Here is a 22,383-nt window from a genome sequence, read left to right on the forward strand (position 1 = left end):
GTCAGGCGACGGCGTCCTCCCCGGCCGTGGTCAGGTCGGGCGTGGTCAGGTCGGGCGAGGTGAGCCGCATCGTGGTCGGGCCCTCGCGGCGGTCGGCGACCAGGTGCAGGCGGTTGACGCCCTCGGCACCGGGCTCGCCGAGGACGGCCACGCAGGCGCACGGGTCGTCGGCGAAGCCGGCGAACCGGTAGGCGATGTCCATCATGCGGTTGCGCTCGGTCCGCTTGAAGTCGGCGACGAGGTGCACGCCGGCCTGGGCCGCCTGGTCGATCAGCCAGTTGAGGAGGACCGCGCCGGCACCGAAGGTCACCACGCGGCACGAGGTCGCGAGGAGCTTCAGGTGCCACAGCTCCGCGTGGCGCTCCAGCAGGAGCACGCCCACGGCGCCGTGCGGACCGAACCGGTCGGCGAGGTTGACGGTGAGGACCTCGTGGTCCTGGTCGACCAGCAGGGCGCGCAGCGCGGCGTCGGAGTAGTGGACGCCGGTCGCGTTCATCTGGCTGGTGCGCAGGGTCAGTTCCTCGACCCGGGAGATGTCCTCCTGGTCGGCCCGCTTGATCTCCATGACGAGGTCGAGGGTGCGGAGGAAGTCCTCGTCGGGACCGTTGAAGTTGTCCTTCTCGGCGTCCCGGCGGAAGCTCGCCTGGTACATCTCGCGGCGGCGCCGGGAGTCGACGGTGACGGTCTCGGGGCTGAACTCGGGCAGGCCGGTCAGCTCGCCCGCCAGGTCGGCCGGGTAGCAGCGGACCTCGGGCGCGTGGAAGGTCACCTCGGCGCGCTCGGTGGGCAGGTCGTCGATGAACGCGATGGTCTTCTCGGCGAAGTTCAGCCGCTCGGCGATCAGCTTGACCGCGTCGGACTTGCGGCCCCACCCGATCTGCGGGTGCACGAAGTACTCGGCCAGGCCCAGCTCTTCGAGGCGCTTCCAGGCGAGGTCGTGGTCGTTCTTGCTCGACACCGAGTGCAGGACTCCCCTGGAATCGAGCTCGACGATGGTGTCGAGGATCCCGGGGAACAGCTCGACGTTCGAGTCCTCCAGCAAGGTACCGTCCCAGACGGTGTTGTCCAGGTCCCAGACCAGGCACTTCACGAGGGTTGGCTTCTCAGCCACGGGGTTTCTCCTACCAGCTTCGGTCGGACTTCGGTCGGACTTCGGTCGTTCGGACTCGGGTCGTCCGGACGTCAGTCGGAAAGCGAGAGGGCGTGGTCCGCCAGGATCAACTGGCAGATCTCGTTGCTGCCTTCGATGAGCTCCATGAGCTTCGCGTCCCGGAACGCGCGGGCCACCACGTGCCCGTCCGCGGCGCCGGCCGACCCGAGGAGCTGGACCGCGGTGGCGGCGCTCCGGGCGGCGTTGCCCGCGCTGACGTGCTTGGCGAGGACGGCTGCCACGCCCATGTCCGGTGCGGCGGCGTCCCATTGCCCGCTGGCGTGCTCGCACGCGCGCAGCGCGGTCTGCTCGGCGATGAACAGCTCCGCGAGGTGCCGGCGGACGAGCTGGTGCTCGGCGAGCGCCACGCCGCCCTGGTACCGCTTCCCGGCGTGCGCGGTGGCGGCGCTCAGGCAGGCCTGGAGGATGCCGACGCAGCCCCAGGCGATCGACACCCGCCCGTACGAGAGCGCGGTCGTGAACAGCATCGACAGCGGCTGCCCGCCGCCGCCGAGCACGTGGGTGGCCGGCAGCCGGACGTTGTCGAGGCGGATGTTGGCGTGGCCGGCGGCCCGGCAGCCCATCGGGTGCGGCACCAGCTCGATGTGCACGCCCGGCGCGTCCACGGGGACGACCGCGGCGGCGGCGCCCTCGCCGTCGCCGTGGCGGCCGATGATCAGGACGAAGTCGGCGTAGCGGGTGCCGGTGACCCACTTCTTCTCGCCGTCGATGACGAAACCGTCCCCGTCGGCCTTGATCCTGGTCTGCATGGCGGCCAGGTCGCTGCCGGCGCCGGGCTCGCTGAAGCCGACCGCGGTGAGCTTGCCCCCGGTCAGTTCGGCGAGGAAGGCGCGCCGCTGGTCCCGGTCGCCGAAGCGCTGGACGGTCCAGGCGACGATGCCCTGGGAGGTCATGATGGACCGCAGAGAGCTGCACAGGCTCCCGACGTAGGCGGTCAGTTCGCCGTTGTCACGGCTGCTCAGCCCGAGGCCGCCGTGGGACGCCGGGACCTGTGCGCACAGCAGGCCCTTGGCCCCCAGGGTGCGCAGCAGGTCGACGGGCAGTTCGCCCGTGACGTCCCAGTCGGCCGCGCGGGCGCCGACGAGCCCGCCGATGAGGGCGCGCTCGTCGGCGAGTCGGTCAGGCATCGCCGGCCGCTTCCGGGTCGCCCTTCAGGCGCAGCACGAGGTCGGCCATGCCGACGACGGTGCGGAAGTTGTCGAGCTTGAGGTCGCCGCCGACAATGGCGATGTCGTAGGCGTCCTCGAGGTGGACGACGAGCTGCATCGCGAACATGGAGGAGACGACGCCGGACGCGAAGAGGTCCTGGTCGGTCTGGACCTCGGTCTTGATGCGCTCGGTGAGGAAGCCGAGGATCTCCTTCTGGAGGGTCTCGGTGGTCAGGGTGGTGTTGTCCGCGGTCATGACGCGACCTTTCCGTAGTCGTAGAAGCCCCGGCCGGTCTTCCGGCCGAGGTGGCCGTCCCGCACCTTTTCGAGCAGCAGGTCGCAGGGGCGGTAGATGTCGTCGCCGCGGCGCTCGTGGAGCACGTTGAGCGAGTCGACGAGGTTCTCCAGGCCGATCAGGTCGCCGGTGCGCAGCGGGCCGGTGGAGTGTCCGAGGCAGCCCTCCAGCAGGCCGTCGACGACCTCGACGGAGGCGACGCCCTCCTGGACGAGCATGGCCGCGGTGTTGATCAGCGGGTGCAGCAGGCGGTTGATCACGAAGCCGGCCGAGTCCTCGATGACCAGGGCCTCGCGGCCGAGGACGGCGAGCAGCTCGACGGCCTGCTCCAGGACGGCGGGCTCGGTGCGCGGGCCGCGGATGACCTCGACCATCTTGATCATGTAGGAGGGGTTCATGAAGTGGACGCCCACGAGGTCCTCGGGGCGCACGATCCACTCGGCCATCTCGTCGATCGGGATGCACGAGGTGTTGGAGATCAGGGTCGTGCCGGGCAGCACCAGGCGGGAGGCCGCGGAGAGGACCTCCTTCTTGACCTTGTCGACCTCGGTGACGGCCTCGATGACGGTGGTGGCCTCGGCGATGTCCTCGAGGGCGACGCTGGTGGTCAGCGTGCCCTGCGGGCGGTCGGCCGGCAGGACGCCCATCAGCTGGGCGTGCCGCAGCTTCTGCCGGATGGTCTGCCGCGCCGTCTCCAGCACGGTCTCGTCGACGTCGACCAGGACCACGGAGACGCCGTGGCCGAGGGCGAGCGCCGAGATGTTGGTACCCATCACGCCCGCGCCGATGATGGCGAGGCGGTGCTCCTCAATTGCGGTCATGGATTCTTCCCTACGGTTTCGTGAGTCGGTTCCTGACGGCCGGCCCGGTCGTGGCGACGCGGCGTGCCGTCGCCGCCCGTCACCCGCGCAGCAGCGCGGCGAGGGCGGTGGGCGTCGGGTGCTTGAACACGTCGCCGAGTTCGAGGGACGTGCCGGTGAGTTCCTCGACCTTCTGGGCCAGGACGGCCGCGAGCAGCGAGTGGCCGCCCGTGTCGAAGAAGTGCGTCCCGGCCGTCGCCTCGACGGGCAGCAGTTGGCTGAAGATCCCGACGAGGTCGCGGACGAGCGGGTCGTCCGTCTCCTCCTGCTGCGGCCCGGTGCCCTGGTCGAGGGCCTTCCGGGCGAGTGCCTGGAGGGCCTCGGGGTCGGGTCGGCCGTCGGGGGTCCTGGGCAGCGCGGCCAGGCGGACGACCGGGGCGGGGACGCCGGGTGCGGCGGGGCCGTCCGGGTCCGCGGCCGCGGGCGTCTCGGCGAAGGCGACGACGGCGTGCCCGCCGTCGGGCCCGGGCACGGCCACGGCCGCGGCCGCGGTCACGCCGGGGAGGCCGAGCACGGTGGCCCGGAGGCGGTCGAGGTCGACCTCGCCGTCCCCGGTGGCGACCCTGCGGTCGGTCCGGCCGAGCCATTCGAGCGTTCCGTCGGGCCGGCGGCGGGCGAGTTCCCCGGTGCGGTGGTGGCGCCCGTGCCGGGGGTCGGTCGGGAACGCCGGGTCGTCGGGGTCGGCTGAGTCGTCGGGGTCGGCGAGGGCCGGTCCGGTTCCGGCGAGGCGGAGTTCGCCGCGCAGGCCCACCGGCAGCTCGCGCCCGTCGGGTGCGGTGACGAAGGCCCGGGTGCCGGCGACCGGCCGTCCCCGGGGCGGCCCGTCGGGGTCGTCCACCGGGCCGTCCACCCCGCCGTCCACCGGGCCGGTCAGCGCCCAGCCGACGGTCCCGGGGGTGTGGTGGCCTCGGTGCAGTCGGCAGCCGGCCGCGAGGAGCCGTCCGGCCGTCTCGGCGGACAGTTCGCCGTCCCCGGCCAGGACGGTCAGGCCGGACGGCCGCCCGGCCGGGTCGGCCGGCTCGGCCAGCTCGGCCAGCTCGGCGAGGACGCGGGCCGGGGTGCCGGGCGGGACGACGGCGACGGTCGCCCGGTGGGGGGCGAGCGCGTCGCGCAGCGCGACGGCGTCGGTCCGGGCCGCGTCGGGCACGACCACCGAGCAGCCGCCCGAGGCCAGCGCCAGGAAGACGTCCAGGAGCGCGCCGACGGTGGCGGGCGCGGCCAGGGCCGGCACGCCGGTGCCGGGCCCGGTGCCGAGTTCGGCCGTGAAGTGGCCGACCGCGTCGCCGAGGCCCGCGTGGCCGAACACGGTGGCGACCGGCTGCCCGGCGTCCCCGTAGGTGTGGATCACGCAGGCGGCGCCGAGCGCTCCACCGGCCTCGTCCGGCCCGTCCTGCTCCGCGCCGCCGGGCGCGGGCGCGTCGGCGAGCGGCAGGACGGGGGGCAGGTCGCCGTCGGCGGGCAGGCGCACGCCGGTCCCGGTGAGGACGGCCTTCACCCGCGGGTGGGTGAGCTGCCGGGTCAGCCAGGACGGCTCGTGCCCGGGGTCGAGCGGCAGGCAGACGGCGCCCGCCCGCCAGACGCCGAGGACCGCTGCGGCGGTCTCGGCCCGGGGGACGGCGACCGCCACCGTGTCGCCGGCCCGGACGCCGCCGTCGGCCAGCAGCGTGCGGACGGCGGCCGCGGCCTCGTCCACCTGCCGGTAGCTGACGGTGTGTCCGCCGTCGGTGACGGCCGGGGCGTCGGGGGTCCGCCGTGCCCAGGCGCGGAACGCCTCGGGAACGGTCGGGTGCCCCGCCGGAACGGCCGTCCCGGCGGCGCCGTCGACGGCCAGGCGGTCGGCCTCGCTCCAGCCCGCCGTGTCGGCGAGCGGCCGGTCCGGGTCCTGCGCCGCCGCGACCAGCAGGGCGTCGAAGCGCTCCAGCATCGCCTCGACGTCGGCGCGGGCCAGCGTCTCGGAGTACCGGAACACGACCTCCGCCCGGGACGGCGAGCCGACCAGCTCCAGGTCGAACTTGCTGTGGGGGTTCTCGACCGGCACCACCCGGGCCGCCATGCCGTCCACCGACAGTTCGACGGCCGGTGCCTCGGGCAGGAAGTTGAACAGGTGCCGGAAGAGCTGGGTCCGCCAGGACGTGCCGATCCCGGGGAGCTCCCCGGTCAGCTCGTCGACCGGGGTCTCGGCGTGCGCCATCGCCCCGAGGAACGCGTCGCGGGCCTGGCGCGCGAGGACCCGGAAGCCCTCGGCGAGGTCCACCCGGATCCGGATCGGCACCGTGTTGACGTGGTAGCCGATGGCGGCGGTGTTCGCCCCGCGGACGTTGACCGGGGAGCCGATGACGAGGTCCGGTCCGGCGCCGTGCGAGGCGAGCAGGGCGGCGTACGCGGCCAGCATCACCGCGCCGAGGGGTGCGCGCAGCGTGCGCTGCAGCTGCGCCGCCGCCTGCTGCGCCTCGGCGGAGAGCGCCCGGCTCGCGGTCGCCCCGGCCAGCTCGGGCTGTCGGCCGCGCGGGGTGCCGCACCACAGGTCGAGCCCCTCGGGCCGGAAGCCCTCCAGGGTCTCCCGCCAGTAGGCCAGGTCGGCCGGCCTGGGCTCGGGCTCGGCGAGCGCCGGGGCCGGCGCGACGGCCTGCGCCGGCACCGGGCGGCCCGCCGCGATCGCGTCGTAGACCGGGATGAACGCCTGGAGGAAGAGGGCGACGGAGACCATGTCGAACACCAGGTGGTGCACCGCCACGCAGAGGACGTCGCCGTCCGGGTGGGCGGCGAGTCCGACCCTGACCAGGGGCTGCCCGTCGAGCCGGAAGGGCCGGTCGGTGAACGCCGTCAGGTCGCCCTCCAGGGAGCCGCCCGACAGCTCGAACGGCTCGATGCCCACCGCGAACCCGCCCGCCGGGAGGACCTCCTTGACGAGGTCCGCCCCGGTCGCGCGGTACACGGTCCGCAGCACCTCGAACCGCCCGACCACGATGGCCAGGGCCGCCCTCAGCGCGTCCGGCCGGAGCCGGCCGCTCACCTGGAGGCCGAGCCCCAGGTTGTTGACCCCGGTCCCCGGGACCAGCTGCTCCAGCAGCCAGAGGGCCTTCTCTTTGCTCGAGGTCTTCATCTCACTCAGAATTCGGCGCTGTCGAGCAGGGTGCGAACGGCGGAGGGGTCGCGCAGGAGGTCGACGTGGCCGATCTCCAGCTCGATCCGCCGGCCCAGCGACTTGGTGGCGTTGACGACCGTCGCGGCGCCGCTGCGCTCCAGTTCGGCGTAGTCGGACGAGGTGACGGAGAGCGAGTCCCCCCAAGTCCGGGCCGGGTCGATCTGGGAGGCGGCGGAGAGCCAGGTCATGTACGACTCGAAGAGCCGGACGACCTCGTCCCGGCGGGCCTCGGCGAGCCCGATCCGCTGGAAGGCGATGGAGGCCATCTCGCGGTAGAGGCCCACGATCTCGACGGCGGCGTCGAGCAGGCCGATCGACGGGACCCCGACGATCTCGGCGGCCCGCTTGCGGGCGTGCTCCGCCTCGTCGGCGGTGAAGACCGGGCCGGCCAGCCCGATCATCTTGTGGATCTCCGACTCCAGCAGCTGCAGGTCGGTGACCTGCGGGTCGAAGAGGATCACCTTGGGCGCCTTGCCCTGCCGCTGCCCCAGGCGCTCGGCGATCTCCCCCGCGTAGACGCCGCCGACGCAGTAGCCGAGCACGGCCACCACCTCGTAGGAGTCCCAGTCGCCGTCCCGCAGCCAGAAGTCGGTGTAGTAGTCACCGGCCGGCCGGTCGGCCAGGCGCACGGGCGGGGGCGTGGTCTGCAGGAAGCCGTGACCGGCCCAGGCCGGGCCCATCTTCGCCGCAAGGTCCTCGAACCCGGCCTCCCGGCGGCCGGCCGCCGGGAAGTCGACGCCGAGGATCAGGGACTTCGACGTGGGGGCGGTTATGACGCTCCAGGCGTTCTCGTTCGGCACTTTCTCATCCCGTCTTCGGAATCGGATGGCTGGTATTCCTGCGGTTCGGCCCGCGGAACTGAATTTCGAGAAACCTGTCGGACGCTCGCGCGGTTCCGGATTCCCAGGAACCTCTCACCGGTCCGCTCATCGGCCCGCTCATTGGCCCACGGCGCCTTCCCGGAGCGCCGCCGTCAGCTCGCCGAGCAGGAACTCCGCGATCGCTTCCGGTCGGTAGAGGTCATAGACGAAGCCCTCCGGCAGACTAAGGCCGGTCAGCTCGCCGATGCTTTCCCGCAGTTGAACGGCCGTCATCGAGTTCATCCCGAGCTCGAACACGTCGCCGTTCGGGCGCACCGGATCGGCCGTCGGATAGCCGAGCATCGCGGCGATCTCCGCGCGGACCAGGTCGACCAGCAGCTCCTGCCGCCCGGCCTCCGGGAGGGCGGCCAACTGCCGCAGCCAGTCGAGGTGCCGGGGCCCGGGGCCGGCGGCCTCCTCGCCCTGCGGGCCGTCCTGCGGGGCGTGTTCGCGCTCCCGTCGGCGCCACGTCGACAGCTGTGCCAGCACCGTGCCGAGCGGCATGTCCTCCCGCAACGGCTCGGCCAGGCCCAGCACCTCGGCGAGGGCGCCCAGGTCCCCGCCCTCCAGGGCGGCCCAGAGCCGCTCCTCGCCCGGTGAGGCGGTGGCGGCCGCGGCCGGCTCGGCCTCGGGCCGGCGGGCCGGCGGCTGCGGCCAGTAGTGGTCCCGCTGGAAGGCGTACGTGGGCAGGTCCACGCGGCTCCCGCCGCCCAGGACGGCGGCCCAGTCCACGGGGACCCCGTGGACGTGGAGGGCGGCCAGGGCGGCCGTCCAGGACCGCAGCCCGCCGTCGCCGCGCCGGAGCGTCCCGGTGACGGCGGCCTCGGCTCGCAGGCCCCGGTCTTCCAGGGCCCGGGAGAGCGCCGCGGTGAGCACCTGGTCGGGGCTGACCTCGACGAACGCGGTGTACCCGGCGTCGATCAGGGCGTCCGCCAACTCCTGGGCCGGCAGGGCGTCCTGCGGGTCGGCGGCCCAGTGGTCGGCGGCCAGCTCGGTGCCCTCGACCCAGGCCGCGGCCCGGGTGGAGAACAGCGGCACCGCACCGGCCCGCGGGCGGACGGCGGCGGATTCCCGAAGGTCCGCGGCCTCCCCGGCCGTCGAACGGCCGGTCAGCGCCGCGAGCCTGGCCGTGTCCTCCAGCGACAGCACGCCCGCCACGTGCGCGGCGGCGAGCTCGCCCACCGCGTGCCCTGCGACACCGGCCGGGTCCACGCCCGCCGAGCGCCACAGCGCGGCCAGCGACACCAGCACCGCCCAGAGCACCGGCCGCCGGACCTCGGGCCGCTCGAGCGAGCGGCCGTCCGGCCCTTCGCGCAGCACCTCGGTCAGCTTCCAGTCCACGTACGGGGCGAGGGCTCGCTCGCAGTCGGCGATCCGGGCCGCGAAGACCGGCGCCTCGTCCAGCAGGGCGGCGGCGGAGCCGAGCCACCCGGACCCGCTCCCGGACCCACCGTCGGACTCGCCGTCGGACTCGCCGTCGGACTCGCCGGGGAAGACGAACACCGGCTTGCGGCCCGCGGCCGCGGTGCCGGTCAGGACGTCCCTGGTCGGCACGCCCGCGGCGGCCACGGCGAGGCCCGCCAGCAGGCCGTCCCGGTCCCCGCCCAGCACGACGGTCCGGTGGTCGAAGACCGTACGGGCCGTGGCCAGCGAGAACCCGATGTCCACCGGGTCCGCCTCCGGCCGCTCGAGCAGGAAGTCGCGCAGCCGTCCGGCCTGCGCCCGCAGCGCCTCCGGGGTCCGCCCGGACAGCACCCACGGCAGCACGGCCGGCGGTGCCACGGGGGCCGCGGGGGTCGCGGGGGTCGCGGCCGGCGCGGGGGCCTCCTCGATGATGACGTGCGCGTTCGTTCCGCTGATCCCGAACGAGGACACGCCCGCCCGGCGCGGACGCTCCCCGGCCGGCCACTGCACCGGCTCGGTCAGCAGCCGGACCCGGCCCTCCGTCCAGTCGACGTGCGGCGTGGGCTCGTCCACGTGCAGCGTCGCGGGCAGCCGGTCGTTGCGCAGGGCGAGGACCATCTTGATCACCCCGGCGAGGCCGGCGGCCGCCTGGGTGTGCCCGATGTTGGACTTCACCGAGCCCAGCCACAACGGCCGGTCCTCCGACCGGTCCTGGCCGTAGGTGGCCAGCAGCGCCTGGGCCTCGATCGGGTCGCCCAGCTTGGTGCCCGTGCCGTGCGCCTCCACCGCGTCGACCTCGTCGGCGCGCAGGCCGGCGTTGGAGAGCGCGGCGCGGATGACGCGCTGCTGGGAGGGACCGTTGGGCGCCGTCAGACCGTTGGACGCACCGTCCTGGTTGGTCGCGCTGCCCCGCAGCACCGCGAGCACCTGGTGCCCGTTGCGCCGCGCGTCCGACAGCCGCTCCACCACCAGGACGCCCGCGCCCTCGGCGAAGCCGGTGCCGTCCGCCGCCGCGGCGAACGCCTTGCAGCGGCCGTCCGGGGCGAGCCCGCGCTGGCGGGAGAACTCCACGAAGGTGCCCGGCGTGGCCATGATCGTCACGCCCGCGGCCAGGGCCATCGAGCACTCGCCGGAGCGCAGCGCCTGAGCAGCCAGGTGCAGGGCCACCAGCGCCGACGAGCAGGCCGTGTCGACCGTCACCGCCGGCCCCTCCAGGCCGAAGGTGTAGGCCAGCCGGCCGGACAGGATGCTGGTCGCGATCCCCGTCATCAGATGGCCCTCGGCCTCGGCACCGCCGTGCGCCAGCACGCTCATCTCGTAGCCGGACGTGTACCCGCCCACGAAGGTGCCGGTCTGGCTGCCGCGCAGGGACGCCGGGTCGATCCCGGCCCGCTCGAAGGCCTCCCAGGAGAGTTCGAGGAGCAACCGCTGCTGCGGGTCCATCGCCAGCGCCTCACGCGGGCTGATCTCGAAGAACCCGGCGTCGAACGCGCTGGCGTCCTGCACGAACCCGCCGGCCTGGGTGTACGAGGTGCCGACGTGCGCGGCGTCCGGGTCGTACAGGGCCTCCAGGTCCCAGCCCCGGTCGGCGGGGAACGCCGAGATCGCGTCCTGCCCGTCGGCCATCATCCGCCAGAGGTCCTCGGGGCCGGTCACCCCGCCCGGGAACCGGCAGCTCATCGCGACGATCGCGATCGGCTCGTCGTGGGCCGCCGCTCCGACCGGGGCCGGGGCCCGTACGGCCGTGGCCGGCCCGCCGCCGAGCCGCCCGCGCAGGTGCCCCGCGAGGGCGGCCGGGCTCGGGTAGTCGAAGACGAGAGTGGCCGGGAGCCGCAGCCCGGTCGCCGTGGTGAGGCGGTTCCGCAGCTGGACGGCGGTGAGGGAGTCGAAGCCCAGGTCGGTGAAGACCCGGCCGGGCTCGACCGCCTCGCCCGAGGAGTGGCCCAGCACGGCTGCCACGTGGGCGCGCACCAGGTCCAGCAGCAGCTGGTCCCCGTCCGCGGTGGTCAGCGCCGCGAGCTGCCGGTGCAGCGAGTCCGCGCCCGCCCCGCCGGAGGCGGCGCTGCGCCGGGCCGGACGGCCGGCCAGCGCCCGCCACAGCGGCGGGACGTCACCGGTACGGGCGGCCTGCGCCCGCAGCCCGGCCAGGTCCAGCTTGGCCGGCACCAGCACCGCCTCGTCCCGGGCGAGGGCCAGGTCCATCAGCGCCAGGCCCTCGTCCGCACTCAGCGCGGCGCTCCCGCTGCGGTTCATCCGGGAGCGCTCGGCATCGCTCAGCTGCGCCGTCAGACCGCTCACGTCCGCCCACAGGCCCCAGGCCAGCGAGGTACCCGGCAGACCGGCCGCCCGGCGGTCGGCCGCCAGCGCGTCCAGGAACGCGTTGGCCGCCACGTAGTTGCCCTGGCCGGGGACACCGAAGGTCGCCGCGGCCGAGGAGAACAGCACGAACGCGTCCAGGTCCAGGCCGCGCGTCAACTCGTGCAGATGCCAGGCGCCGTCGGCCTTCGGCCGCATCACCGCGGCCACCCGCTCCGGCGTCAGCGAGGCGATCGTCGCGTCATCGAGGACACCGGCCGTGTGGACCACCGTACGCAACGGACGCTCCGCCGGGATCCGCGCCAGCAGACCCGCCAGCGCCTCCCGCTCAGCCGTGTCACATGCCACCACCTCGACCGAGGTGCCCGAGAGCGCCAGCCCGGCGGCCAGCACAGCCACCCCGGCAGCAGCCGGACCCGAACGACTGGTCAGCACCAGCCCGTCCGCGCGCCCGGTCGCCGCCAAGTGCTTGGCCACCAGGGCGCCCAGCGTGCCCGTACCACCCGTCACCAGCGCGGTTCGGCCGGCGTGGTGGTCGGACCACCTTCGTTCAACTGCCGTCGGAGAGCCGGATGGACGGGTCAGCCGCCGCCCGTGGGCCGCCCCGTTCCGGAGGGCGAGTTCCGCCTCCCCGGTGGCGAGGGCCGTCGGCAGGACGGCCGCGGCCTGGTCGGTCGTGGCCTGGCCGGTCGTGGCCTGGCCGCCGGTGGCGGGCAGGTCGACGAGGACCAGTCGGCCGGGGTTCTCCGACTGCGCCGAACGCAGCAGACCCCACACTGCGGCAGCGGGCAGATCGGCGATCCGCTCACCGGCCGCGGCAGCCACACCCCCACGGGTGAGGACCACCAGGCGGGCATCCTCCAGACGCTCCTGGGCCAGCCACTCCTGCGCCAGGCCCAGCGCCTCACCGGCAGCCCGGCGGGCACCCTCGGCCGGATCGCCACCGCCGTCCTGGTCACCGGCACAGGCCAGGACCACAGCGGGCTCGATCTCCCCCGCTTCAGCAGCGGCTGCGAGCTCGGCCGGTCCCGCGAAGGACCGCACCGGCACACCGGAGGCGCTCAGCGCCTCGGCCAGAGCGAATCGATCGGCACCGATCAGCGCCCAGTCCCCGGCCAGGGTCTCAGCAGCGGCGATCGGGGTCCACTCCACGGTGAACAGGGAGTCCGCCACCGTGCTCGCGGCAGCGCCGAGTTGATCGGCCGCCACCGGGCGGGTGATCAGCGAGGCGACCGACACCACGGGAGCGCCCACCGCGTCCGCCGCCGTCAGGGTCAGGCTGCCTGCGGCGTCGCGCCGCAGCCGGGCCCGAAGAACAGACGCACCGCTCGCGTGCAGTTCCACACCCGTCCAGGCGAACGGCAACCGCACCGTCCCCGGCTCGTCGGCACCGGAGATCAGGGCACTCGCCTGGAGCACCCCGTCCAGCAGCGCCGGATGCAGACCGAACGACCCGGCCTCCTGCGCCACCGTCTCCGGGAGCACCACCTCGGCGAACACGTCCCCGCCACGGCGCCAGGCGGCGCGCAGCCCCTGGAACGCCGGGCCGTAGCCGTACGGCCCGTCGACGCCGGCCTCGTACACGCCGGTGACGTCCACGACCGTGGCGTCACGCGGAGGCCAGACCGCGAAGTCCTCCTCCGCGACGGCGCTGCCCTCGGCCGGGGCGACCACGCCGCTCGCGTGCTGCACCCAGCCCTGCTGCGCCTCGGCAGCATCCGGGCGGGAGAACACCTCGACCGTCCGCCGTCCGTCCCCGTCGGCGTCGGCGACGACGACCTGGACCTGAACGCCGGAACCGTCGGCGGGCAGGACCAGCGGCGCCTGGAGGGTCAGTTCCTCCAGCAGGCCGCAGCCCACCTGGTCGCCGGCCCGCACCACCATCTCCACAAAGCCGGTACCCGGCAGCAGCACCGCCCCGCCGACGGCGTGGTCGGCCAGCCACGGGTGGGTGCGCACCGACAGCCGCCCGGTGCACACCAGGCCCGCGCCACCGGCCAGTTCAACAGCCGCGCCGAGCAGCGGGTGACCCACCGCCCCCAGACCCAGGGACACCGCGTCCCCGCCCAGCGACGGCGCAGCCGCACGCGGCCAGTAACGCTCATGCTGGAAGGCATACGTCGGCAGCTCGACCGACTCGGCGGCCGGCAGAACAGCCGTCCAGTCGACGGTGGCGCCGTTGACGAAGGCCTCGGCGAGGGAGGCGACCAGACGGGCCGTCCCGCCCTCGTCACGCCGCAGCGTGCCGCAGACGGCCGCCGGGACGATGCCCGGGCCGGCCTCGTGGGCGACCTCTTCGAGGGTGTCGTTCATCGCGCCCATCAGCACCGGGTGCGGAGTGACCTCCACGAACACCTGGTGACCCTGGGCGGCCAACGTCCGCACCGCACGGTCGAAGTGGACGGTCGCCCGCAGGCTGGCGTACCAGTACGCCGCGTCCAACTCCTCACCCGTCAACGTCTCGCCGGTCATGGCGGAGAGCATCGGGATACGGCCGCGCCGGGGGCTGATCCCGGCGAGGACACCGGTGATCTCCGCTTCGAGGCGGTCCACCTGCGCGGAGTGCGAGGCGTAGTCCACCGCGACCATCCGGGCACGGACGCCCTCGGCCTCGAACTCCGTCTTCAGCTCCTCCAGGCCCTCGGGATCGCCCGAAACCACCACCGCCGAGGGGCCGTTGACCGCCGCCAGCGACAGACGGTCACCGAAGCGCGCGATCCGCTCCTCCACCCCAGCAGCAGAGGCGCTCACCGACAGCATTCCGCCCAGACCCGCCAACACCTTCAGCGACTGCGAACGCAGCGCCACCACCCGGGCACCGTCCTCCAGGGACAGCATCCCGGCCACCGTCGCCGCCGCGATCTCGCCCTGCGAGTGGCCGACGACCGCATCCGGCGTCACCCCGGCGGCCTCCCAGACCGCCGCGAGCGAGACCATGACGGCCCACAGCGCCGGCTGCACCACATCGGCAGCCTTAAGCTCCGGCGCGCCCTCGGCACCGGCGAGCACCTCGGCGAGCTTCCAGTCCACATACGGTGCCAGCGCGGCCTCGCACTCGGCCAGCCGCGCCGCGAACACCGGGCTCACCTCGGCGAGTTCACGACCCATACCGACCCACTGCGAACCCTGACCCGCGAACGCGAACACCGTCCGCGCACCCGGCCGCGCCACACCCGACACCAGAGCGCCACTGGGAACACCGGCCGCAAGACTCTGTAGCCCCGACACCAGCCCGGCACGCTCGGTCCCGACCACGACGGCCCGGTGCTCGAACACCGAACGCGTCGTCGCCAGCGACCAAGCGACATCCGCCGACTCCAGCCCCGGCCGCCCGGCGACCCACTCCCGCAACCGCTCCGCCTGCCCGGCCAGCCCCTCGGCCGACCGACCCGACACCAGCCACGCGCCGGCACCGGACACCACCGGCGCCGCCGTCGGCGCCTCGACGGTTTCCACGACCTCGGCGGGCGCTTCCTCCAGCAGAACGTGCGCGTTGGTGCCGCTGATGCCGAAGGAGGACACCCCGGCCCGACGCGGGCGTTCCCCGGCCGGCCACGGCACCGGCTCCGTCAGCAGCTCCACCTCACCGGCGGACCAGTCCACGTGCGGCGAGGGCTCGTCCGCGTGCAGCGTCCGGGGCAGCTGCTCGTGCTGCAGTGCCATCACCATCTTGATCACACCGGCCACACCGGCGGCTGCCTGGGTGTGCCCGATGTTGGACTTCACCGAGCCGAGGAGCAGCGGCCGGTCCTCCGGCCGCTCCTGGCCGTAGGTCGCCAGCAGCGCCTGCGCCTCGATCGGGTCACCCAACGTGGTGCCCGTACCGTGCGCCTCCACCACGTCCACGTCCGCGGCCGACAGCCGCGCATTGGCCAGCGCAGCGCGGATCACCCGCTGCTGCGACGGACCGTTCGGCGCCGTCAGACCGTTGGACGCACCGTCCTGGTTGACCGCCGAACCGCGCACCACGGCAAGGACCTTGTGCCCGTTGCGGCGCGCGTCCGACAGCCGCTCCAGGACCACCATGCCGGCGCCCTCGGCGAAGCCCATGCCGTCCGCCTGGGCGGAGAACGCCTTGCAGCGCCCGTCCGCCGCGAGGCCGCGCTGCTGGCTGAACCCGACGATCCCGTCCGGGGTGGCCATGACGGTGGCCCCGCCGGCGAGCGCCATCGAGCACTCGCCGGAGCGCAGCGCCTGGGCGGCCAGGTGCAGGGCGACCAGCGAGGACGAGCACGCGGTGTCGACCGTCACCGCCGGGCCCTCCAGGCCCAGCGCGTACGACACCCGGCCCGACATCACGCTCGTGGCGAAGCCCGTCGTCAGGTGTCCTTCGGCACCTTCGCTCCCGGTGGCCAGGCCGAGTCCGTAGGCCGACGCGAAGCCTCCGACGAAGACGCCGGTCGGGCTGCCGCGCAGCGCCCCGGGGTCGAGGCCGGCCCGCTCCAGGGCCTCCCAGGAGGTCTCCAGCAGCTGTCGCTGCTGGGGGTCCATCGCCAGCGCCTCGCGCGGGCTGATGCCGAAGAACCCGGCGTCGAAGCCGGCCGCGTCCGCGACGAAGCCGCCCTCCCGGGTGTAGGAGGTGCCGACGCTCTCGGGGTCGGGGTCGTAGAGCCCCTCGACGTCCCAGCCGCGGTCCTCCGGGAAGCGGGAGACCGCGTCCGTTCCGGCGGCGAGCACCTGCCAGAACCCGTCGGGGTCGTTCACGTTGCCGGGGAAGCGGCAGGCCATGCCGACGATCGCGATCGGCTCGTCGGATCCCGCCGCTGCCGGACGCACCGGCAGCAGGTGCACGGGCTGCTCGTCGTCGCCGACGAGTCGGGCCCGGAGGTGACCGGCGAGCGCGACCGGGTTGGGGTAGTCGAAGACCAGCGTGGCCGGCAGTCGCTGCCCGGTGGCGGTGCCGAGGCGGTTGCGCAGTTCGACCGCGGTGAGCGAGTCGAAGCCCAGGTCGGTGAACGCTCGGCCGGGCTCGACGGCCTCGGCCGAGGAGTGCCCCAACACCGCTGCCACGTGGGTCCGCACCAGGTCGGTGAGCAGGCGGGTCCGCTCCTGCTCGGACAGCCCGGACAGCTGCTGGCGCAGCGAGTCCGCGCCGGCGCCGCCCGAGGCCGCGGTCCGACGGCCGGCCCCGGCGGTGACCAGGGCCCGCCACAGCGGCGGGACGTCACCGGTGCGAGCGGCCTGCGCCCGAAGCCCGGCCAGGTCCAGCCGGGTCGCGACCAGCAGCGGCTCGGGCCTGGCGGTCCCCTGGTCCAGCAGGGCCAGGCCTTCCTCCGCGCTCAGGGCCACGGCCCCGCCGCGGGTCAGCCGGGCCCGGTCGGCGTCGCTCAGCTGCCCGGTCAGGCCGCTCACGTCCGCCCACAGGCCCCAGGCCAGCGAGGTGCCCGGCAGACCTGCTGCCCGGCGGTCGGCCGCCAGCGCGTCGAGGAACGCGTTGGCCGCCACGTAGTTGCCCTGGCCGGGGACACCGAAGGTCGCCGCGGCCGAGGAGAACAGCACGAACGCGTCCAGGTCCAGGCCGCGCGTCAACTCGTGCAGGTGCCAGGCGCCGTCGGCCTTCGGCCGCATCACCGCGGCCACCCGCTCCGGCGTCAGCGAGGCGATCGTCGCGTCATCGAGGACACCGGCCGTGTGGACCACCGTACGCAACGGACGCTCCGCCGGGATCCGCGCCAGCAGACCCGCCAGCGCCTCCCGCTCAGCCGTGTCACATGCCACCACCTCGACCGAGGTGCCCGAGAGCGCCAGCTCGGCGGCCAGCGCGGCCACCCCGGCAGCAGCCGGACCCGAACGACTGGTCAGCACCAGCCCGTCGGCGCGCCCGGTCGCCGCCAGGTGCTTGGCCACCAGACCGCCCAGGGTGCCCGTACCACCCGTCACCAGCGCCGACTTGCCACCCTTGCGGGGTGCGTGCAGATCGGCGGGGACGGTGAGGACCAGCTTGCCGGTGTGGCGCGCCTGCTGCATGAAGCGGAACGCCTCGCGCGCCCGCCGCACGTCCCAGGCCCGCACCGGAAGCCCGGTCAGCTCACCCGTGGCCATCAGCCCGACGATCTCGCCGAGCATCGCGCCCAGCCGCTCCGGACCGGCCTCGCCCAGGTCGAACGGCCGGTAGCCGACCCCCGGGTGCTCCGCCGCCAGGACGTCCGCGTCCCGCAGATCGGTACGGCCCATCTCGACGAACGCCCCGCCGCGCGGCAGCAGCCGCAGCGACGCGTCGAGCAGCTCACCCGCCAGCGAGTTGACGACGATGTCGACACCCTCACCGCCCGTGGCGGCGAGGAAGGCCGCCTCGAACCCGGCATCGCGGGAGGAGGCGATGTGCGCCTCGTCCAGGCCCAGCCCCGCCAGCACCGGCCACTTCGCCGGACTCGCGGTCGCGAACACCTCCAGGCCCAGGTGCCGGGCGATCCGGATCGCGGCCATGCCGACACCACCGGCACCCGCGTGCACCAGCACCCGCTGGCCGGCCTTCGCACCGGCCAGGTCCACCAGGGCGTACCAGGCCGTCATGAAGGCCACGGGCACCGACGCGGCATCGGCGTAGGACCAGTCAGCCGGGATCCGCACCAGCTGGCGCGCGTCCGTGACCACCACCGGACCGAAGCCGCCCGCGGCGACGCCCATCACCCGGTCACCGGCCGTCAGGCCGGTCACCTCGGGGCCGGTCTCGACGACCGTTCCGGCGATCTCGCTGCCCATCACACCGCCGCCCGGGTACATGCCCAGGCCGATCAGCACATCGCGGAAGTTCAGACCCGCCGTACGGACCGCCGTACGGACCTGCCCGACACCCAGCGGCTCACCGGCCTGCGGCGCGGCCACAAAGGCCAGCCCGTCCAGCGAGCCGCCGGCATCCGGCTCCAGCCGCCACAGACCGCCCTCGGGCACCGCCAGCTCACCCGCCGGACGAGCGAGCCGCCGCCCGTGCACCGTCCCACCACGGACGGCCAGTTCCGACTCACCACTGCCCACCGCGGACGGGAGCAGGGTGTCGTGCGCACCGGGCCCACCGGCGGGCAGGTCGACGAGGACCAGCCGGCCGGGGTTCTCCGACTGCGCCGAACGCAGCAGACCCCACACTGCGGCCGCCGGCAGATCGGCGATCCGCTCACCGGCCGCTGCAGCCACACCCCCACGGGTGACAACCACCAGCCGGGCGTCCTCCAAGCGCTCCTCGGCCAGCCAGCCCTGGACCAGGCCCAGCGCCTCACCGGCAGCCCGACGGGCACCCTCGGCCGGGTCGCCAGCGCCGTCCAGGCCACCGGCACAGGCCAGGACCAGCGCAGGCTCGATCTCCCCCGCTTCAGCGGCGGCCGCGAGCTCGGCCGGTCCCGCGAAGGACCGCACCGCAACACCGGACGCGTTCAGCGCCTCGGCGAGGCCGAACCGGTCGGCACCGACCAGCGCCCAGTCCCCGGGCAGGGTCTCAGCAGCGGCGATCGGGGTCCACTCCACGGTGAACAGCGCATCCGCCACCGTGCTGACGGCGGCACCGAGTTGATCGGCCGCCACCGGGCGCGTGATCAACGAGGCCACCGACACCACCGGGGCTCCCGTGGCGTCCGCCGCGGCGATCGTCAGACTGCCCTGGGCGTCCCGGCGCAGCCGGGCCCGGAGAACAGACGCACCGCTCGCGTGCAGTTCCACACCCGTCCAGGCGAACGGCAGCCGCACCGTCCCCGGCTCACCCTCCTCGCCACCGGCGACCAGGGCGCTGGCGTGCAGCACCCCGTCCAGCAGCGCCGGGTGCAGACCGAACGACCCGGCCTCCTGCGCCACCGCCTCCGGGAGTGCCACCTCGGCGAAGAGATCCTCACCGCGGCGCCACACCGCCCGCAGCCCCCGGAAGGCGGGGCCGTAGCCGTACGGGGTGTCGGCCAGCGACTCGTACATGCCGCTGACGTCCACCGTCGTGGCGCCGCGCGGAGGCCAGACCGCGAAGTCCTCCTCCGCGACGGCGCTGCCCTCGGCCGGGGCGACCACACCGCTCGCGTGCTGCACCCAGCCCTGCTGCGCCTCGGCGGTATCGGGGCGGGAGAACACCTCGACCCCGCGTCGGCCCTCCGCGTCGGACGCGGCCAGGACGACCTGGACCTGCACCCCGCCGCCCTCGACCGGGAAGATCAGCGGCGACTGGAGGGTCAGTTCCTCCAGCAGACCGCAGCCCACCTGGTCGCCGGTCCGCACCACCATCTCCACGAACCCGGTACCCGGCAGGAGCACCGCCCCACCGACCACATGGTCACCCAGCCACGGGTGGGTGCGCACCGACAACCGCCCGGTGCACACCAGGCCCGCGCCACCGGCCAGTTCAACAGCCGCACCCAGCAGCGGGTGACCCACCGCACCCAGCCCCAGGGACACCGCGTCCCCGCCGAGCACCGGCCCCGCGGCCGGCGGCCAGAACTGCTCGTGCCGGAAGGCGTACGTCGGCAGCTCGACCCGCTCGGCGGCCGGCAGAACGGCCGTCCAGTTCACGGGAGCACCGTTGACGAAGGCCTCGGCCAGCGAGGTGAGCAGGCGCGTCGCGCCGCCGTCGTCACGCCTGAGCGTGCCGCATACCGCCGCGGGCACCGAGCCCGGGCCCGCCTCTTCGGCGACCTCTTCGAGGGTGTCGTTCATCGCACCCATCAGCACCGGATGCGGAGTGACCTCCACGAACACCTGATGCCCCTGGCCCGCGAGGGTGCGCACCGCACGGTCGAAGTGGACGGTCGCCCGCAGGCTCGCGTACCAGTACGCCGCGTCCAACTCCTCACCCGTCAGCGTCTCGCCGGTCATCGCGGAGACCATCGGCACCCGTCCGCGACGCGGCGTCACACCCGCCAGGACGGAGAGGATCTCCTCCTCCAGACGATCCACCTGGGCGGAGTGCGAGGCGTAGTCCACCGCGACCATCCGGGCGCGGACACCCTCGGCCTCGAACTCCGCCTTCAGCTCCTCCAGACCCTCCGGATCACCCGAAACCACCACCGCCGACGGCCCGTTGACCGCCGCCAGCGACAGACGGTCACCGAAGCGCGCGATCCGCTCCTCCACCACAGCGGCAGGGCTGCTCACCGAGAGCATCCCGCCCAGACCCGCCAACACCTTCAGCGACTGCGAACGCAGCGCCACCACCCGGGCACCGTCCTCCAGGGACAGCATCCCAGCCACCGTCGCCGCCGCGATCTCACCCTGCGAGTGACCCACCACAGCAGCAGGCTCAACCCCCGCGGCCTCCCACACCGCCGCCAGCGACACCATCACGGCCCACAGCGCCGGCTGCACCACATCCGCGGCCAGAAGCTCCGGCGCACCCTCGGCACCCGCCAGCACCTCGTCCAGCGACCAGTCCACATACGGCGCCAACGCCGCCTCACACTCCGCCAACCGAGCCGCGAACACGTCGCTACAGGCCGCGAGTTCCCGGCCCATACCGACCCACTGCGAACCCTGACCCGCGAACGCGAACACCGTCCGCGCACCCGGCCGCGCCACACCCGACACCACCGAACCCGACGGCACACCGGCCGCCAAGCTCTCCACACCACCGGCCAGTTCGGCCCGCTCGCCACCGATCACGACCGCCCGGTGCTCGAACACCGAACGCGTCGTCGCCAGCGACCACGCCACCTCCGCCGGCTCCAGCCCCGGCCGCCCGGCGACCCAGTCCCGCAGCCGCTCCGCCTGGGCCGTCAGCCCTTCGGCCGTCTTGCCCGACACCAGCCACGCGCCGGCCCCGGACACCACCGGCGCCGTCTCCGGCGCCTGGTCGGCCTCGGCGGCGGCCTCGGCGGTCGGCGCCTCCTCCATGATGATGTGGGCGTTGGTGCCGCTCAGCCCGAAGGACGAGATGCCCGCCCGGCGGGTGCGTTCCCCGGTCGGCCACGGCACCGACTCGGTCAGCAGTTCCACCTCACCGGCCGCCCAGTCCACGTGCGGCGAGGGCTCGTCGGCGTGCAGGGTCTTCGGCAGCTGCTCGTGCTGCAGCGCCATCACCATCTTGATGACACCGGCCACACCGGCGGCCTGCTGGGAGTGGCCGATGTTGGACTTCACCGAGCCCAGCCACAGCGGCTGGCCCTCCGGCCGGTCCTGACCGTAGGTCGCCAGCAGCGCCTGGGCCTCGATCGGGTCACCGAGCGTGGTGCCCGTGCCGTGCGCCTCGACCACGTCCACATCGGCGGCCGACAGCCGGGCATTGGCCAGGGCCGCCCGGATCACCCGCTGCTGCGAGGGACCGTTGGGGGCCGTCAGACCGTTGGACGCACCGTCCTGGTTGACCGCCGAACCGCGCACCACCGCGAGCACCTGGTGCCCGTTGCGCAGCGCGTCCGACAGCCGTTCGACGACGACCATGCCGGCGCCCTCGCCCATCCCCATGCCGTCCGCCTGCGCGGAGAACGCCTTGCAGCGCCCGTCCTCGGCCAGGCCGCGCTGCCGGGAGAAGCCGACGAAGCCCATGGTGGTGGCCATGATCGTGACGCCGCCGGCCAGTGCCAGCGAGCACTCGCCCGAGCGCACGGCCTGACAGGCCAGGTGCAGCGCCACCAGGGAGGAGGAGCACGCCGTGTCGACGGACACCGCCGGGCCCTGGAGTCCGAGCAGGTAGGAGATGCGGCCGGACATCACGCTGGCCGCACCACCGGTCATGAGGTGCCAGTCGAGGCCCTCCATGTTCTGCAGGGACTGGTGCGCGACGTAGTCGGAGGGGGCGACGCCGACGAACACGCCGGTCTGCGAGCCCCGGAGCGCGGCCGGGTCGACCCCGGCCCGCTCCAGCGCCTCCCAGGAGGTCTCCAGCAGCAGGCGCTGCTGCGGGTCCATCGCCAGCGCCTCACGCGGGCTGATCCCGAAGAACCCCGCGTCGAACCCGGCCGCGTCCCGCAGGAACCCGCCTTCGACCACGTAGGACGTGCCCTGGTGGTCCGGGTCGGGGTCGTAGACGCCCTCGGTGTCCCAACCCCGGTCCCCCGGGAAGCCGGAGATCGCGTCCCCACCGGCGGCGAGCAGCTCCCACAGTTCCTCGGGAGTCGTCACGCCCCCGGGGAACCGGCAGCTCATGCCGACGATCGCCAGCGGCTCCGAGGCCGCCGAGACGAGCTGGCGGTTGCGCTGCCGCAGCCGCTCGGTCTCCTTCACGGAGGCGCGCAGCGCTTCAAGGAGCTTGTCGGCCTGTCCGGTCATCGCTGCCTCCAC

At 74.3% G+C, this 22,383-nt stretch carries 7 protein-coding genes; all 7 read right to left on the reverse strand.

What is annotated here, in order from left to right:
- Nucleotide 1 precedes the first annotated feature (1 nt).
- The 7 genes from ACFVXG_RS22010 to ACFVXG_RS22040 all read right to left on the reverse strand — a co-directional run bounded on the left by ACFVXG_RS22010 (nt 2) and on the right by ACFVXG_RS22040 (nt 22,371).
- Nucleotides 2-1,111: an HAD-IIIC family phosphatase gene (locus tag ACFVXG_RS22010; RefSeq protein ID WP_387929880.1), complete on the reverse strand. Its 1,110-nt coding sequence runs from the start codon at nt 1,109-1,111 to the stop codon at nt 2-4.
- A gap of 71 nt (nt 1,112-1,182) precedes the next feature.
- Nucleotides 1,183-2,298 carry an acyl-CoA dehydrogenase family protein gene (locus ACFVXG_RS22015; protein WP_387929882.1) on the reverse strand — a complete coding sequence of 372 codons (1,116 nt, stop codon included), beginning with the start codon at nt 2,296-2,298 and terminating at the stop codon, nt 1,183-1,185.
- Nucleotides 2,291-2,575 (reverse strand): acyl carrier protein, encoded by a 285-nt coding sequence (locus ACFVXG_RS22020; RefSeq protein WP_387929884.1) that lies wholly within the window; start codon nt 2,573-2,575, stop codon nt 2,291-2,293. The genes ACFVXG_RS22015 and ACFVXG_RS22020 overlap by 8 nt, the downstream gene beginning before the upstream one ends.
- A complete protein-coding gene (locus ACFVXG_RS22025) occupies nt 2,572-3,435 on the reverse strand; it encodes a 3-hydroxyacyl-CoA dehydrogenase family protein (RefSeq protein ID WP_387929886.1) in 864 nt (287 codons plus the stop codon). Before ACFVXG_RS22025 ends, ACFVXG_RS22020 begins: the two co-directional genes overlap by 4 nt.
- A gap of 79 nt (nt 3,436-3,514) precedes the next feature.
- The gene (locus ACFVXG_RS22030) at nt 3,515-6,577 is read right to left on the reverse strand and encodes a condensation domain-containing protein (protein ID WP_387929888.1); all 3,063 of its coding nucleotides are present in this window, start codon (nt 6,575-6,577) and stop codon (nt 3,515-3,517) included.
- A 5-nt stretch (nt 6,578-6,582) separates the two neighbouring features.
- Nucleotides 6,583-7,419 carry a hypothetical protein gene (locus ACFVXG_RS22035; protein ID WP_387929889.1) on the reverse strand — a complete coding sequence of 279 codons (837 nt, stop codon included), beginning with the start codon at nt 7,417-7,419 and terminating at the stop codon, nt 6,583-6,585.
- A 138-nt stretch (nt 7,420-7,557) separates the two neighbouring features.
- The gene (locus ACFVXG_RS22040; RefSeq protein ID WP_387929891.1) at nt 7,558-22,371 is read right to left on the reverse strand and encodes an SDR family NAD(P)-dependent oxidoreductase; all 14,814 of its coding nucleotides are present in this window, start codon (nt 22,369-22,371) and stop codon (nt 7,558-7,560) included.
- Between the last annotated feature and the right edge of the window lie 12 nt (nt 22,372-22,383).

This window comes from Kitasatospora sp. NPDC058162, assembly GCF_042884005.1.
Taxonomy (GTDB): Bacteria; Actinomycetota; Actinomycetes; order Streptomycetales; family Streptomycetaceae; genus Kitasatospora.

Coding starts and splice junctions, on each gene's coding strand:
- ACFVXG_RS22025 (WP_387929886.1), bottom strand. CDS start 3,435: ATGACCGCAATTGAGGAGCACCGCCTCGCCATCATCGGCGCGGGCGTG.
- ACFVXG_RS22015 (WP_387929882.1), bottom strand. CDS start 2,298: ATGCCTGACCGACTCGCCGACGAGCGCGCCCTCATCGGCGGGCTCGTC.
- ACFVXG_RS22030 (WP_387929888.1), bottom strand. CDS start 6,577: ATGAAGACCTCGAGCAAAGAGAAGGCCCTCTGGCTGCTGGAGCAGCTG.
- ACFVXG_RS22020 (WP_387929884.1), bottom strand. CDS start 2,575: ATGACCGCGGACAACACCACCCTGACCACCGAGACCCTCCAGAAGGAG.
- ACFVXG_RS22040 (WP_387929891.1), bottom strand. CDS start 22,371: ATGACCGGACAGGCCGACAAGCTCCTTGAAGCGCTGCGCGCCTCCGTG.